We start from the raw sequence: 14,475 nt of genomic DNA on the forward strand, positions 1-14,475 counted from the left end.
GACAGTCAAAACCAGATGATCTAATCGATTGATGTTAATTCCAATCAACCCCTTTTCCGTTATGATCCGAAATTAATAGTACGACTTGCCGTTCTATAATCCTGCACGTCTAACGATCTCTACATCGACAGGAAGCTGCAAGCTTTGATTCGTGTATTTAATGGTGACGATTGCTGCCCTCTCACCAGACCGTTGGTTACCGATACAACGGAAATTCTCTAGTCTGATGACACTTTTTCCTCCTATTTTTATCATGCAAACAGGAGTTATTATCCAATTCAAGTAACGGTTGAGGAAATATCAATTAAATTTTATCCAACAAAATCATCTATTGATTTTCGTTTTTCCTTACGTGTATTGCAACACTCAATAAGGGTAAGGATACTAGCTAAGGTCCATACTGGCGAGCACACGCGCGACTGCGGTTACTGTTGCATGCACATCGGTATCCGACGTGCGCCAGTTGACAACGCTGATTCGCATTGCACGCCGCCCTCTCCAAACTGTGCCGCTGAAAAATGCCGTTCCTTCCGCGTTGATATTGGCAATCACAGAGGCGGTGCGAGCGTCGTGATCTTCTTCTGACGCATTGGGCTCTGGCGAGAGGAACCTGACCAGTGCTTGGTTCAGCGTGGGTGCGAAAACCAGCTCTGCGCCATGCAACGCTGCGATACCGTTTGCAAGCGCTGCGGCATGGGCACAACTCCGCTCAATGAGATCGGCCACGCCATCTCTGCCAAGCTCACGCAACGCTGCATAAACCGCAAAGCCTCGTGCGCGTCGACTCCATTCAGGCGTCCAGTTGATTTGGTCGCGCGTTTCCGCATCATGGGTCAGGTAGTCTGCGTTAATCCCCATTGCCGCGCGATGTGCATCGAAGTCTGTAATTAGGGCAATTCCTAGGTCCTTCGGTGTATTCAGCCATTTATGCGCATCCGTCGCCCATGAATGCGCCATTTCGACTCCTGCCAGTTTGCTCCGATGTTGTCCACTTGCTCGTGCCCAAAGTCCAAACGCACCGTCGATATGCACCCATGCCCCCGCCGCTCGCGCGATAGGGATGAGTTCGCTGAACGGATCGATCGCGGCTACGTTAAGATCCGCTGCGTCAAGAATAACAATCGTTGGGCTATCAGAAGCTTTAAGCACTGTGGACAGCACATTTGCTGTGACACGCGCGTCTGCGTCTGTTGTGAGAGGAACCAAGGCAGCTGTTCCTATGCCGAGGAAGCGCAGTGCTCGTTCGATACTTCCATGGCGCTGTTCCGATGCCAGAATACGTATTGCGGGGGCTCCGGTCAACCCGTCTCGCTCTACATTCCAGCCCCTATCTCGAAGGAGTGCGTGGCGTGCGGCGGCGAGGCAGGTGAAGTGCGCCATCTGGCAGCCGGTGGTAAATGCGAACGAAGCTGTGCTAGGCAGATCAAGCACCTCTTTGATCCAGGCTCCGGCAACCTCTTCCACTACAGAAGCGGCCGGCCCGCAAGCATATAGAGCGGCGTTATTGTCCCAGGTGGAAGTGAGCCAATCGGCTGCAAGTGCTGAAGGAAGTGCACCGCCAATCACCCAGGCAAAGAAACGTCCCCCTGCAGAGCCCAAATGTCCTCCTTCGGTGGCAGCCACCAATTCGTCTATTACGCGTTCGGCAGGTATGCCTTCATTGCCAAGAGGCAGGCCTAATCGACGCCGTAATGTACCTGTGTCTGTAGTTGCGCTGACAGACTGCTTGTCCAGTCTGCAGAGAAAATCAACAGCATGGAGTTGGGTACGCTCAAGCAGAGAGCGGATATTAGCATCAATATTTGTTTTTTTTGTCAAAAAAAAAACCTCCATTTATCGTATGAATTTAAGACAAATATATTTTAACACTATGCCCCTTTTCATATCTTGCTCATCAATTCCCACACCTCACACCTTGCTAGTATTTCTTCAATGAACTTTACTATTCGAATTCTAATCAGCGTAAGCTAACTTCAAACTTTTTTCCGTCTTTGAATCCAAATCCTCACTGTAAACTCTTGGGTTTACGGATAAGCATTGTGACCACGTACAGATAATTAATACTCAAACCCGCCACTGCCAGTTGTTCTGACTATCGACTACTAGCGCAGCAGCTCTCAGCTTATGAAAATCATAAAGATAATCTCATCCCAAAAAAGTCCCTGGAGTATCAACTAATAATTGTGTTGAATGTTTCAAGAAGCTGCTCATTTACTTCTTTTTGCTCATTTGATCTAAATGGAATCCACTCAGGCTTAATAAATACCTCTAATGGTACTTGTTCTTGTTGAGTAACCAGTGTATTTCCATCACGGCTTGTAACGTTGTTCAAGATAGTTTTGAGTGGTCAATGACTACGTTGAACAAAGACAGCGGTTTTGACTGACAGCCTATGTGTTTGCGTGTAGCCTGTTTTCGCATATTTATTGTTTCAATTTGAACATATAAGAAATCCGAATTTTAGGACACAAAAATGTATTGTATACTGTTAAATAGACCCTCAAGTTGTATCGTTTAGCAACTACGGGAATGGTATCTTCTTCATCTCCAATATTGGAAAACAGTAGAACTTCTTGTCTTTTAGAAAAGACAAGAAGTTATATCCATAAAATAAAAAATCCGCTCAAATCGCGGATTCAAATGGATGTATGTTCTTGTCCTCTTACAGTTCTCCTTATCGAAATCTTCAACTTGCCAATATCATAACCATTACTTCCCGACCAATGATCACAATCGCTATCCAAGAAGGAATCATGTTCTGTTGAACCATCATTACCAACGCAGCCGATACTTCTCTTGAAAGCCTATGAGCCAATGCAATAGATTGCTTTATTCCTTCTTCGTTCAAAGGTATATCGGAAACACCTTGAGCCTTGCCAATGTTATTCCATTCGGTCACTCCGTGACTGATAAGCCCTACTGTGGTTGCCATTTGTGCCGCCCCTTATTGAATCCCGTTATTTACCCTCTGAATAATGTATCTCGGTTTTCCCTGTTGTTATATTATTGTCTTTATCCCAAATCGAACTTATTTCAAAGGTCCCATGTTTAAAGAATAATGGAAATCTGCTCTTAAACCAGTCTTGCATTGGCAATTCTATTGCCTTCTCCCTTTCAATCCAAAGTAATTCTCCTTCAGGTGGGTTTTGTAATAACTCTCCTTCAAAAGAAGTAGCTAAATAATTAAATACCATTGACCTCAGTCCGGTTTTTGGTTCACAGTATTCCGCTAATCCTTTATAAATAATGTTTTTGATTATTAGACCTGTTTCTTCTCTTACTTCACGAATTGCTCCATCAACTATACTTTCTGGATAATCAACTTTGCCTCCAGGAGCGATGTAACCTGGAAATCCTAATTTATTGGGTCGATTTATTAAAAGAACTTTATCATCTTTCAAAATCATGCACATTGTAAAAAGTTCATGGTTCAGATTCATTTAAAATCTCCTTTTAGGTGTTTTGTACTTTATTCAAGCACTCAACTCTTTCAGATAACGTTATATTTAAGAACTTCGCAAAAATCCCATACTTGAGTATTCGTAAAATTATTGACCTATCCTCCCGTTCGTGGAGAAGACAGCCGATCATTCTGTCTGTCTGGCTGCCTTCGTTTCTTCATTAAGCTATCTTTCTCCTTATATTAATCAAGCCACCTTATGACTGTATGCTGATAAATTGAATCAGAAAGAAACTCTTCAAATGAATCATAGAGCTTAATTATCCCCTTTGTACTTCCCTCGTACCATTCCATGACCGGAGGATTATCCCCTTCATTTAATTTAAAAAATCTAATTTCATACCCCTGATGCATTGAGAATACAAAAGTGCTATCAGGCAACACTACAGGGTTATTATTCTCTCGTAATAATTCTACTGTCTCACTCTGAAGTTCCTTTATTTGTGAGAAATTCGTATCTGTACCTTGGAACAATCTTCCCGAATAATGGCCGACAGCAAGTAAGTATTGTCGATAAGTCTCGGGTAACTTGATTCCCATTTCTTGCTCTAGTATCTTTATTTCTGCTTCGCTACACCCATGAAAAGGACGGTCAGTATACAATTCCTTCTCATGCAGGAGCTTTAATAAATGTTCACTTCTCACAAACAAACCTACTTCCTTAAGGGATAATTCATTATTCGGGAGGACCAATTTCAATTCCTTCATTAGCGTAATCTGCTCGTTAGCGGAGAAAAAACGAAACGGCCGCCGAAGCAACCGCTATTTCACTAACGTTCTCAGTTAACGTAACAAACCCTATCTAAATTTTTTTATTTCATGAGATATGATTTTTCCAATTATTCTACTCTTCTTTTACTTTTGACAGAAGCCACTCACCACCAAAAGTAGTTGTACCTTCATGGGAAACGTATATAATCCAATCCATGTTATTATCAAACCAGAAACATTCACTAACCTCAAATTACGGTTCTTCATCCCACATTTCATACTTAAAAAAATCAGAAATTAAAAAAGAAGAACCTTCTTCCCTTATTTCATACGCTGTAGCTATACTATGTTCTTCAAATATTTCCTTTAATATCTTTAATTTCACTGGTACATGAATGTATTTTGAATCAAATGCAATTACATCGTTTCTCTTACAATCAAATAAGGGATACCAGTACGCTTTATTGATATCCCATACAGTTCTTAATCTGCTTTCTACTTGGACTGCCATTTCTTCAGACAGTAAAATTTTCCCCATAGTATCCCCCTTGTGAAATTCAGGTTCTCCTTCTTCATATTACCACAACAGGGTTCCACAAAACTGCTCGTTAGTCTAGTTTCCTCTCTTGTCTCCCGATGTGAGGGTCGAGTTTTTGTCGTGCGTCCATAAAAGGATCAAGTTCTTGCCGTCCGACATCGGACGACAAGAACTTGACCCGTTAAACGACTTGCAAATATCAATCAACAGAGCTTATACATCTTATCATTTTAGAGAACAGCCTGCCGTTTTGGCAGGCTGTTTGACCATAAACCTCATTTTGGCGTCGGTTTAATCCAAATATCGGAGTGATACGCCTTCATAAAAGACAGAAGCTTCTCCAGAACTTCAATGCCCTTAGTCTCCGCATCTCGTGCGGCACTTAATAGCTCGATAGCCTTGTCCGCTTGCTCAGGATCTTTGGGCCGGCCTCCTTCCGGGAATGGGAACATTTGACGCATCTTGTCCAAGGCTTCCGCCACAGCTACAAAATGGTCTGCCGCTTCTGCCGCTCGTGCTCGAACCGTACGTTCCACCACATTAGTGCCGTCCCATTTGACCGTCAGCTCCTGAAGGAACTGGAAGGCGAATTCTCTAGCATCTGCTGCAACCGCGGTATTGTAAGCATTCCCGAACTCATCCGCATTGCGCTCTTCCATAACTTGGATCCAGGCATCGTACCCCTTAAGCCCTTGCGCATATCGATCCTTGAAATTATATGTCCATTCCCGTCCGCGAGAATGATCCACAATCATATCCAGTGCCATTCGCAGCATCTCGTACTTGGAATGGGGAAGGCTATCCTCAATCGTTACCAAGAATAGGACCCCAATCTTAGGCCTTCCAATTTCAGCATATGATTTCATGCCATCCTTGGAAACATCCTTCGCATTAAACATCTGGGTTTCGTCATCGTAGCCATAAATCAGTCCGAATTCCGGGATAAATAGATCGAAAGCAATCGCGGGATAGCCTTTGTCAACTGTGCGCTGAATAAGAGCAATGGTCTGCTCCAAGTCATTCGGCGATACCGGGACTGAAGCTTCCCCCATGTTGCTCGTATAGCCTAAATTGCATAAATTTCTGCGAAGAATATACCCCCCCGGAAAAGAGGTAGGGCCAGCCACGTTCACTTCCTTAGGATCGATGTTAAGTCGAAAGGCATGTCCTGTGAGTCCCATTACGTCAACCAGTGAGAAATTTTTTTTGTCGTTGTAGCTGACCGCTCCATATACAGCGCTTGCGGCAGATGTCATAGTCTTCATCCAATCCCGATTGAATAATTGATCTGCAATCATCGTTACGATACCTCCGTTATGTAATATGTTAGATTGGGGGAGTGGCCAGAATAGCACGATTCGGGAGACCTAGAGAAGCTCGATTCTGAACGTACCCGTTCAAGGATATACGAATCCGTTCTCGATACACCTTGTTCTTCGATCTCGATAAACTGGTGTAAACGTTGGCAGTCGTAGTCTGGAACAAGAAGGCTATTTCAGCTGGCGTGAGCTCATCGAAGAAATGAGCTTCAAAAATCGCTTTTTCCCGCTTGCTCAGGCATTTAAGCAACTCTTGAAGTCCCTGCAGCATATCGGCGCGCATTAATGAAATAGCCGGATCATTGCGATTATGCGCATCTTCGGCAGCATAGCGGGAAAGGCGCAATAAGATGGCGTCGATGTCGGTCCAATCCGTCTCGGCAGATGATGTGTCTACACGTGGTCCAATCCGGCTGAATCCGGAAAAGGGGAGCTCCTTTGCATAAGGACCGCCGCGTCGCATCTTCATATAAGCCTGGTTTCGCACGATGCGCTGAAGCCATGGCACGAATCGCTCCGTATTCATTAGGGTCCCCACATGCAGGAATGCGCGGATCAGTGCATCCTGCACAATATCTTCAGCCAGCGATCGGTCTCCCGCGATAGAAGTCGCCCAGCCTAGCGCCTGGTTGCGATGGTACCGGACTAATTCCCCGAACGCATCCCGATCTCCGGAACGGGCTCTCTGCACAAGCTCGTGATGCTCCATCATTCCGTAAATGCCATCCTTTCATACTCCCAATATAATGATTGATGCCACTGGACTTACGAAATCTATCATCATTCGAAATTTTTTTCACCTGTTCGAACATATTTTACGATAGGCGCTGGAGTTAATCCCGCTTGCAACTTGAAGAGACGATTGAAGTGATCGGCATTTTTTTTGTTTTATATGTTTTTAAGATTTATCTTCTTTGTGGTTTCGCCTAACTCTTATTTGCGAACTTCGTAAATATCCTTGGGACGAGAAATTCACGAGTCTCGTCAATATTTATTCGTGAGGAAGTTGAATTTTTCCTTTTTTTGTATGATGACGTACTTTCTATTAGCAGAAAAGGCCACCATTATTTTGGCAGCCTTTTGAGTTTATTTAGCTATAGTTTCCCATTAGCTTAACGATTGATTCTCATTTTGAGCAATCTTCGTTACAGGATTAGGTTTTTGGTTGCTTTTGCGATTTTAAATAAGTTAGGCTGGACAAAGTATTACGAAAAAAACTATGTAGAATAATTCCATGCCATGGTACGCTTATTTCATATGGACGCCAAAACTGAAGTACCTAAACTAAAGGAGGTTTATTCAATGTTCCGTAAGCCATTAAAAACCTTAGTTGTCTCCGTAACCTTAATAGGCTCACTACTAGCACCTACAGCTACCTCAGCGGATTCATTCAATCCTGACAAAGTTCCCGTACTCGTCGATTCCGTCCCGCAAGACTTCGAGCAACCTGCTATCCTCCGAGATGGCTCCACTCTAGTACCTATGCGGTCTATTTTCGAAGCCCTTAGCGCGTCCGTTAAATGGGAAAGTTCTACCAAGACAGTAACCGCCGTAAAGGGAACTAAAACGATGACCTTAACGATAGGGAGTGCTAATGCAACAATTAACGGTGGCGTCATCTGGCTCCCTGCGCTCCCTGAAATCTATAACGACACTACATACGTTCCACTCCGAGTGGTAGCCGAAGCCTTAGACGCAAACGTGGATTGGGATTCCTATAACAGCCGTGTATCGATTACCTCCTACGATAAGCTTTCTCCTTTCGATAGGAAAGTTACCGACATCCTCAACGAGATCATCACGCCTTCAATGACCCCCTTCCAAAAGGTTTATGCCATACATAAGTATGTGGTAAATCACGTCGAGTACGACTACCTTAACTTCCGTAGGAATACAGTCCCCTCCTCTGATGGATCCGCCAGAGGAACGCTCCTTAACGGTATCGCAGTTTGTGAGGGGTATGCGGAAGCAATGTCTTACCTTTTAACAAAAGTGGGAATCGAGAATAACCTCGTCATCGGAAACGCTACAACAGAAGATAACGTCACGGGAAGACTTTCAAATGTAAATCACGCATGGAACGCCGTGAAGTTAAACGATAAGTGGTATTACCTCGACGCGACTTGGGACGACTTGAACCTTAACTTAGCAGAAGACTATAAAGTACATACACTTACGTTTGAAGGGGATCCTCACAGATACTATTATAGTGGTCTTCAGCCCTTTGGAGACCTGACCTTTGAGTTTTTCTTAAAATCGGAAGATCATATGCGCGGGCATGTTGTAGTTGGTGGTAAATCACCAACAAACGCAGACACCTACTATGATTCCGTATTTGATAGTGCGCAATTAATATCCGATGAGGGTAACGAACTTTATCTATATCGGGAACTTAAGCTAACTCCCGAGGAAGAAGCTAACAATGAAAAATTAGACCAGTGGGCTAGACTTCGTAAGATCGATTTAATTCATATCGACAAAGACGGCAAAATCACCTACCCTGCTCGGGGGATTCTGCTATCCTCACCAAGTCTAAGTCTTATACTTAACAATGGGTTTATTTACTATGATTCTTACCAGGATGGTGAGATTAACTTAGTACGAACTCCCTTGACAACCTTGAAAACGGGTGCGGTCGACGAACCCACTCTAGTATTAAAGAACGTGAACAATAACATCATTTACACCGATAAGTTCATACTGTACGCTATTCCTGATGGTGAAAAGTCTCCGTATACAATGAGTTTTCACCTAGTAGACCTTAAAACTTTAACCGACTCTCTTATCGTATCAAACGTAGGGCATCTTTCATACGCTATTTATGGAGACTATCTCTACTATCTCGACGCAATAGTAACACCTAAGCATATTGGCGATGGAATCCTTAAACGAGTGAAACTTACAGGCGGCTCCGTAGAAACACTCGTATCTGACGAAGACATCCTACGTATCCTCTCCGTTAAAGACGGTGTAATAACCTACGATGTCAGCGGAAACATAACAAAAACAATGCCAACACCCTAAGAAGACCATAAGAACGCCCTAACCAATTAAGGACGGTCTTGGTAGTGATGGAATACTACATTTCCACAACCATTTGAAGGTGAAATCCCCGTCTAAAACGATGAATGGGTCACGGCACTTGTGTATCTTAACTCGTCTTTTGGATGATGAAGCAAGCATTATGAAATAACAAAGAGAGCAGCCAAATGCGAAAATTAAGGAGAGGGCGTGGCGGGCTCTTTTTCGTTTTCATTCGGGCTTTTTTTCTTTGGTTTCTAATTCAGTTTTTCGGGCATCGATTTTGGCGGCGAGCTGCTTACCGAACTCTTGCAAGCCTGGTATTTTCGCTTTCAATTCCTCGATTTCGGCTTCTAGCTGCTCTGTTTCAGATAATCGCTTTGCGCGGTTTTCGGCAATGACGGCTTTCATGCTTTTCGGAAATTTTATAATGTCACCCATGAAAATCACCTCACGTTTTATTATACCGTTTCGCTGATGAATCTGCGCACAGCAAACGAAACGGTACTCTTTTTGTCTTCAGCTGCTTCGTTGCCGTTTCATTTCTGCACGCGGCTCCTTCATCGAAACAATCCGTTTCTGCACAAATGATGCAAAAATTGCACTGTTCGTGCAATTTATGTTTTGCCAGGCGCTATTTTTAATGAGAGATTGTTTATATATTTTGTGATCGCTTTATATTTCCTGGATTTTCGAAGCTTTTCGAGTACCGAATCGTATTGAAACAAAAACGGCTCATTTTGGCATTTTTGTTGTTTTCGTGTGTATTCGGTTAATGCGTGAAATAAAAATGCATTTTTGGCGGGGCTTTTTTAAAAACGAAACAAAAAAACCTGACCAAGAATTTAGGGGGGAGCCAGTTTTTTTTATTTTGCTACTTAAATTATAACGTAAAATTCGAAATGAGCGAAAAATAGACTAAACAAAAGGCTCTGTTATTCTATATTGTTGATTCTCAACCAAAAGAAAAACCGCCTCATGATACGGCGGTTAATTGAACTAACGTTCTCCCGTTAGATTCCTGTAGATGGATAAATTTAAGCTTTGTAAAAACCGCTTACCGGGGAATGAATCCGATGATAATCGGTTGGGCTTAAGTATAAGACATAGAAAAAGCCGTCTGTGTAATTGATCATTCGCGGACTTTGATTAAGCAGTTCCTCACTCGTATAATCCTGCTTAGAATCTGAGCACTCTCTGACAAGCTTAAACAATCTGAAAATGCGAAATACGCTTTGATCGGATTGCATAGCTTTGGAACGGTTTCATCCAGCCTTAGCGATAAAAGGAATCATTTTTTCCTTACAAGCAAGGTTTGGGGCGGTTATTTTGGAGTTATCACCTCGGTGTTAATCGGCGATACTTATCCAATGTGATCTCACCATGCAATGGCTCACCTTTTAACAATCTCAACAAATCCCGGACAACCATTTCTACTTGTTGCGATCTCCAGTGGCGATTAAACCCGGCTATGTGTGGTGTACAAATCACATTGGATAGGCGCAACAATTCATGGTCTTTGCCTAATGGCTCCTGATAAAATACATCCAGTGCAGCTGTAAAGCGTCCTTTGCGCAATTCGTCGATCAGCGCTTGCTCATCAATCAGAGGAGCTCTGGCTGTATTAATCAGGACAGCGCCATCGCGAATAATCGACAGCTCACGTGCGCCAAGTATCCCTGAGCTACTTGACGTCAACGTGCTGTGCAGCGAGATAATGTCGCTTTGCTGCAATAATTCGTCTAAGCCGCATAGTTGAACACCTAATTCCGCCGCCGCCGCCTCCGTACAATACCGTGAATGAAGCAGAATCTTCATTTGATAAGGTGCAAGTAAGCGAATAACCTCACTACTGATCTCGCCATAGCCAATCAAACCGACCGTGGTTCCAGACAATCCCATTACTGCTTCTTGGCTGCTCTGCGACCATTTCCCTTCCTGCAGCGACTTGATATAAGGCATGCAATTCCATGCAGCAAGCATCATCATCATAACCGTTCCTTCAGCCGTCGATTTGCTTAACGCCGAGTTGGCATTAACAATCGTTACTGGCTTTTGGAACACGGATTCATCGACAATTGGAATGACCGTACCTGCTGCGTGACCGATAAATTTTAAACGCACCGCCTTTTCTAGCACCTCTTGTGTAAATTTAGGTGAACGCCAACTCGTGATGCAAGCATCATAAGCTGGAATATCTCTGGCCAAATCTTCACTCGTATACGATTCTCCTAAGGGAACCCAATCAATTTCTGAAACCTCAGTCAATGCGGCTATCGCACGCTCGGAGATAACGAGCTTACGCAAGTCCGGATTGGCAATAGCAATGAGAGTACGCACTACAACTTCCTCCTCTACTTATCTGCGTGGCATTTAAACGCCATCTTTTTTGTTATAACGTTCCGTCGCTTCTTTAATAACATCATTATCGCCTATGGATTTCCACTCTTCGATGACTTGCGGCCAATTACTGATCGGCTCTGATCCGGTGATCATTTTCATAATGAACTGCCATATCTTCCCTTCTCTTTTCGATATGCATGATGATAGTGGTGTACACGACACCCCACGTCACGTGATACACTTATCGTATTGCATAGAGCGAGCTTCGGTCTTACTAGAATGGGAATCGCTTTCTTAATATTGGAACTCTTTTTATTGCCGGCAACGCTCCCGCTGGAAAAAAAATAACCTCTTCATTGCCAGCAAACGAAGAAGGTTATTGGTATATTATGTTACGGTGATTTGTTATTCGGTTTTATATGCTTTGCGGTATTTATTCGGGGACATATGAACGGTTTTTTTGAACGTTCGGTAGAACGTGGACACCGTTTCGAACCCTACTTCAAAACAGATGGATACAATATCTTTCTCCGTTTCAGCCAGCATTTTTTTCGCCAACTCCACCCGAACTTCGGTTAAATACTGCATCGGGGTCACGCTGTATTGTTCTTTAAAAATATTATTGATATGCCGGTTGCTCACTCCCAGCTTGGCGGAGATGTCATTCGAGCTCATGATTTCAAAATAATGCGTGTCAATGTAATTACGCAGCCGTTCGGCTCGTAAACTGTTGGCATCCGACACCGGAGCGGACTGCTGCGAACGGGCGAGAACCAGTAGAACTTCGGACAAATGGATTTTCATAGCCAATAAGTTCAGCGACTTTCCCCGCGACTGCTCGAACAGCATTTTCCTTAGAAGCTGCCTGAATTCACTCCCGGCGAACGGATTTAGCTTCATGATTCGGGAGGTGGTGAAGCATTCATCCAACAGCGCCTCACGCACCGAGCCATCAAGAGCGGTTTGATCAAAACCGAGGACCAACACTGTCATTTTCGAGTCAGAAAAAATCGCATGGTTGTCATAAGGCACGATGACCACACCGTTGTCTTGGTTGAACTCCAAGTTCTTGCCTTCCAGCAAAATGGTGCCCTTTCCGTCTAAAGCGTACAGAATTTGATGAATCTGATGATGATGCTCCGTGACTTTGTCGCCTTCCTTATGTTTACTTTCATATAGGTGAATGCCTTTTATGGATAAATCGACACGCTTACTGGTCATTTGCGCATGAATCCTCCAATCGCTACTTTATCTGGAAAAATGCAGGATAACTAATTATTCGACAAGTTGTGATTTTATCCCTGTATTTTTTGTACCAAAAAAATTCGTGAATCCCTTGGAAAAGATGTAAACGTCAATAGCCCCAGACCTACATTGTACTGGAGCTGTTATAGACTTATCACGAAGTAAAGACACGACACGTCAGTGGAATAGACGCTGACCAGGGCAAAAACGGCTCCAGCGACTTCGGATCCCGGGGGTCCTTGAGCTGCGGCAATTGCTCGAATAGATGCTTGAAGTACTTAAACGGATGCAGTACATTTTTCTTCGCCGTCTCGATAACATTGTAGATCGCCGCACTGGCCTTCGCGCCTCTTGGCGTGTTAGCAAACAACCCGTTTTTTCTCCCAATGACAAACGGCTTGATCGACCTCTTACTGCGATTGTTATCGATCTCAAGCCTTCCGTCCTTCAGAAAAGCGGTGAGCTTCTCCCACTGATTCAGACTGTAGGTGATCGCTTGTCCAACCAAGCTTTTCAGTAGCGTTCGCGAACGCTGCTGATGGAGCTATTTTGAATAAGCATCCAATCCCGGAAGGCTTCGTCCTTGCCTTACGGCATATCGCTCTTCCGGCGTGGCATCCTTCAAGTCGCGTTCAATGACGAAGAGCGCATTGCAATACGCCAGCTCCTGACCCGCCGCCGTGTCCGATTGCCCCTTCGTCTCGGGCGAGGCTTTTAACGCTTCGTCGTACTTGCGCCGGGCATGCGCCCAGCATCCGACTAGTGTAACACCAGCAACTTTGTGGTAACCTGGATAGCCGTCCACATGTAGATACCCCTTAAAGCGGTTAAGAATTTCCGGGGATGTTCACCGCCCCATGTCATCTGATAGTCATAAAGCACCGCCGGTGATACGCATCGGCCGGTCCGGTAGAGCCACAGATAGGATGTGGATTCTGCCGACCTTCCCAGCACCTGCAGCGTCGTCTCATCTGCATGCAGCGTCTCCTGTTTGAGCAAATACGTCTTTATGGCATCGACCACGGAGCCACTGCCCCGCTCCGTATATCATCCAGTTCGCCATCGTTTGCCGGGACAATGTAAAGCCCAAACGTGCAAACTGCTGCTCCTGTCGATAAAGCGGCATGCTGTCCACGTACTTCTGGCACATGATATGCGCCAGAACCGACGGCGAAGCGATGCTTCCCGGATAGACGGGTTTCGGCATCGGAGCCGTGACGATAGGTGTCTGAATGTCTTCACGCTCACAATGGCGGCAGGAATAGATCTCCGCACATGTCGGATGACCTTGACTTGAGGTGGCACGATGGAGATCTCGCTTCGAGTCTCGGTGCTCATCTCATGAAGTGCACCACCACAGCACGAGTAGACCTGATCCGTCTCACTGAACTCATAGGTCACGGTCTCGATCGGCAGACGTTCCATATCCGCTTCGCGCTTACCGGTCGATTTTCTGCGCTCGTAAGTTACTTGCTCCGGCGTTCTTTCCCTTTAATCTCCTTTCATCATTCTGTAAATTCCCATAGTCGCAGCCGTGTGGCTGACGGCGTTTAGCGCGACCATGCCGCCATTGATCTCTCCGTTCGACCATCGCTTGAAATCCTTTGCGATATCGACGGCAGTCTCAAATGCGGACGAAGCCATCGCAGCCGGAGCGGAGCTCCTCGCTAATTGCTTAGCGCCTACCAGCACGAAACTGGCTAGAAGGTAAGTAAACACGAAATAGGTATAAGACCTGGTGCGGAACCATCCACTTGACTATATTGATATTGCCAGTCAACACACTCATTTGATCACCTCAACAACGAGAAAAAACGGTCTGTATTCGCATCTATTTC

The 14,475-nt window shown here is 44.6% G+C and carries 15 protein-coding genes and 3 pseudogenes; 1 reads left to right on the plus strand and 17 read right to left on the minus strand.

Annotation, left to right across the window (positions count from 1 at the left end):
- Positions 1-384: 384 nt before the first annotated feature.
- The 7 genes from GC097_RS23690 to GC097_RS23720 all read right to left on the minus strand — a co-directional run bounded on the left by GC097_RS23690 (position 385) and on the right by GC097_RS23720 (position 6,740).
- Positions 385-1,833: a pyridoxal phosphate-dependent decarboxylase family protein gene (locus GC097_RS23690; RefSeq protein WP_171685784.1), complete on the minus strand. Its 1,449-nt coding sequence runs from the start codon at positions 1,831-1,833 to the stop codon at positions 385-387.
- A gap of 853 nt (positions 1,834-2,686) precedes the next feature.
- Positions 2,687-2,932 carry a histidine phosphatase family protein gene (locus GC097_RS35335; protein ID WP_171685785.1) on the minus strand — a complete coding sequence of 82 codons (246 nt, stop codon included), beginning with the start codon at positions 2,930-2,932 and terminating at the stop codon, positions 2,687-2,689.
- A 25-nt stretch (positions 2,933-2,957) separates the two neighbouring features.
- Positions 2,958-3,440, minus strand: a complete 483-nt coding sequence (locus GC097_RS23700) for an 8-oxo-dGTP diphosphatase (protein WP_171685786.1) — start codon at positions 3,438-3,440, stop codon at positions 2,958-2,960.
- 203 nt (positions 3,441-3,643) lie between these two features.
- The gene (locus tag GC097_RS23705) at positions 3,644-4,168 is read right to left on the minus strand and encodes an SMI1/KNR4 family protein (RefSeq protein ID WP_171685787.1); all 525 of its coding nucleotides are present in this window, start codon (positions 4,166-4,168) and stop codon (positions 3,644-3,646) included.
- A 256-nt stretch (positions 4,169-4,424) separates the two neighbouring features.
- On the minus strand, positions 4,425-4,709 hold the full coding sequence (locus GC097_RS23710; protein WP_171685788.1) for a hypothetical protein: 285 nt from the start codon (positions 4,707-4,709) through the stop codon (positions 4,425-4,427).
- A 275-nt stretch (positions 4,710-4,984) separates the two neighbouring features.
- On the minus strand, positions 4,985-6,007 hold the full coding sequence (locus GC097_RS23715) for a hypothetical protein (protein ID WP_171685789.1): 1,023 nt from the start codon (positions 6,005-6,007) through the stop codon (positions 4,985-4,987).
- Positions 6,008-6,035: 28 nt separating this feature from the next.
- Positions 6,036-6,740, minus strand: a complete 705-nt coding sequence (locus GC097_RS23720) for an RNA polymerase sigma factor (RefSeq protein WP_171685790.1) — start codon at positions 6,738-6,740, stop codon at positions 6,036-6,038.
- 545 nt (positions 6,741-7,285) lie between these two features.
- Between GC097_RS23720 and GC097_RS23725 the strand changes: the two genes are divergently transcribed.
- Positions 7,286-9,052, plus strand: coding sequence for a stalk domain-containing protein (locus GC097_RS23725; RefSeq protein WP_171685791.1), 1,767 nt, complete (start codon positions 7,286-7,288; stop codon positions 9,050-9,052).
- A 228-nt stretch (positions 9,053-9,280) separates the two neighbouring features.
- Here the strand turns inward: GC097_RS23725 and GC097_RS23730 are convergent, their stop codons facing one another.
- The 10 genes and pseudogenes from GC097_RS23730 to GC097_RS23755 form a co-directional block, all read right to left on the minus strand.
- Entirely contained in the window at positions 9,281-9,460 is a 180-nt protein-coding gene (locus tag GC097_RS23730) for a hypothetical protein (RefSeq protein WP_171685792.1), read from the minus strand.
- A gap of 641 nt (positions 9,461-10,101) precedes the next feature.
- Positions 10,102-10,227, minus strand: a pseudogene (locus GC097_RS23735) (phosphatidylserine decarboxylase); the annotation flags it as partial.
- Between the two features lie 160 nt (positions 10,228-10,387).
- Positions 10,388-11,389: a hydroxyacid dehydrogenase gene (locus GC097_RS23740; protein WP_171685793.1), complete on the minus strand. Its 1,002-nt coding sequence runs from the start codon at positions 11,387-11,389 to the stop codon at positions 10,388-10,390.
- 33 nt (positions 11,390-11,422) lie between these two features.
- Positions 11,423-11,551, minus strand: coding sequence for a hypothetical protein (locus GC097_RS34810; RefSeq protein ID WP_281364344.1), 129 nt, complete (start codon positions 11,549-11,551; stop codon positions 11,423-11,425).
- 246 nt (positions 11,552-11,797) lie between these two features.
- Positions 11,798-12,613 carry an AraC family transcriptional regulator gene (locus GC097_RS23745; RefSeq protein ID WP_171685794.1) on the minus strand — a complete coding sequence of 272 codons (816 nt, stop codon included), beginning with the start codon at positions 12,611-12,613 and terminating at the stop codon, positions 11,798-11,800.
- A 178-nt stretch (positions 12,614-12,791) separates the two neighbouring features.
- Positions 12,792-13,007 (minus strand): transposase domain-containing protein, encoded by a 216-nt coding sequence (locus GC097_RS35340; RefSeq protein ID WP_376768418.1) that lies wholly within the window; start codon positions 13,005-13,007, stop codon positions 12,792-12,794.
- Between the two features lie 30 nt (positions 13,008-13,037).
- A pseudogene (gene tnpC, locus GC097_RS35345) lies at positions 13,038-13,660 on the minus strand (IS66 family transposase); the annotation flags it as partial.
- Positions 13,605-13,844, minus strand: a complete 240-nt coding sequence (locus tag GC097_RS35350) for an IS66 family transposase (protein WP_376768417.1) — start codon at positions 13,842-13,844, stop codon at positions 13,605-13,607. The pseudogene tnpC and the gene GC097_RS35350, both read right to left, overlap by 56 nt.
- Positions 13,845-13,948: 104 nt before the next feature.
- A pseudogene (locus GC097_RS35355) lies at positions 13,949-14,062 on the minus strand (hypothetical protein); the annotation flags it as partial.
- A gap of 66 nt (positions 14,063-14,128) precedes the next feature.
- The gene (locus GC097_RS23755) at positions 14,129-14,356 is read right to left on the minus strand and encodes a hypothetical protein (RefSeq protein ID WP_171685795.1); all 228 of its coding nucleotides are present in this window, start codon (positions 14,354-14,356) and stop codon (positions 14,129-14,131) included.
- Positions 14,357-14,475: the final 119 nt, after the last annotated feature.

This window comes from Paenibacillus planticolens, from assembly GCF_013141725.1.
GTDB lineage: Bacteria > Bacillota > Bacilli > Paenibacillales > NBRC-103111 > Paenibacillus_E > Paenibacillus_E planticolens.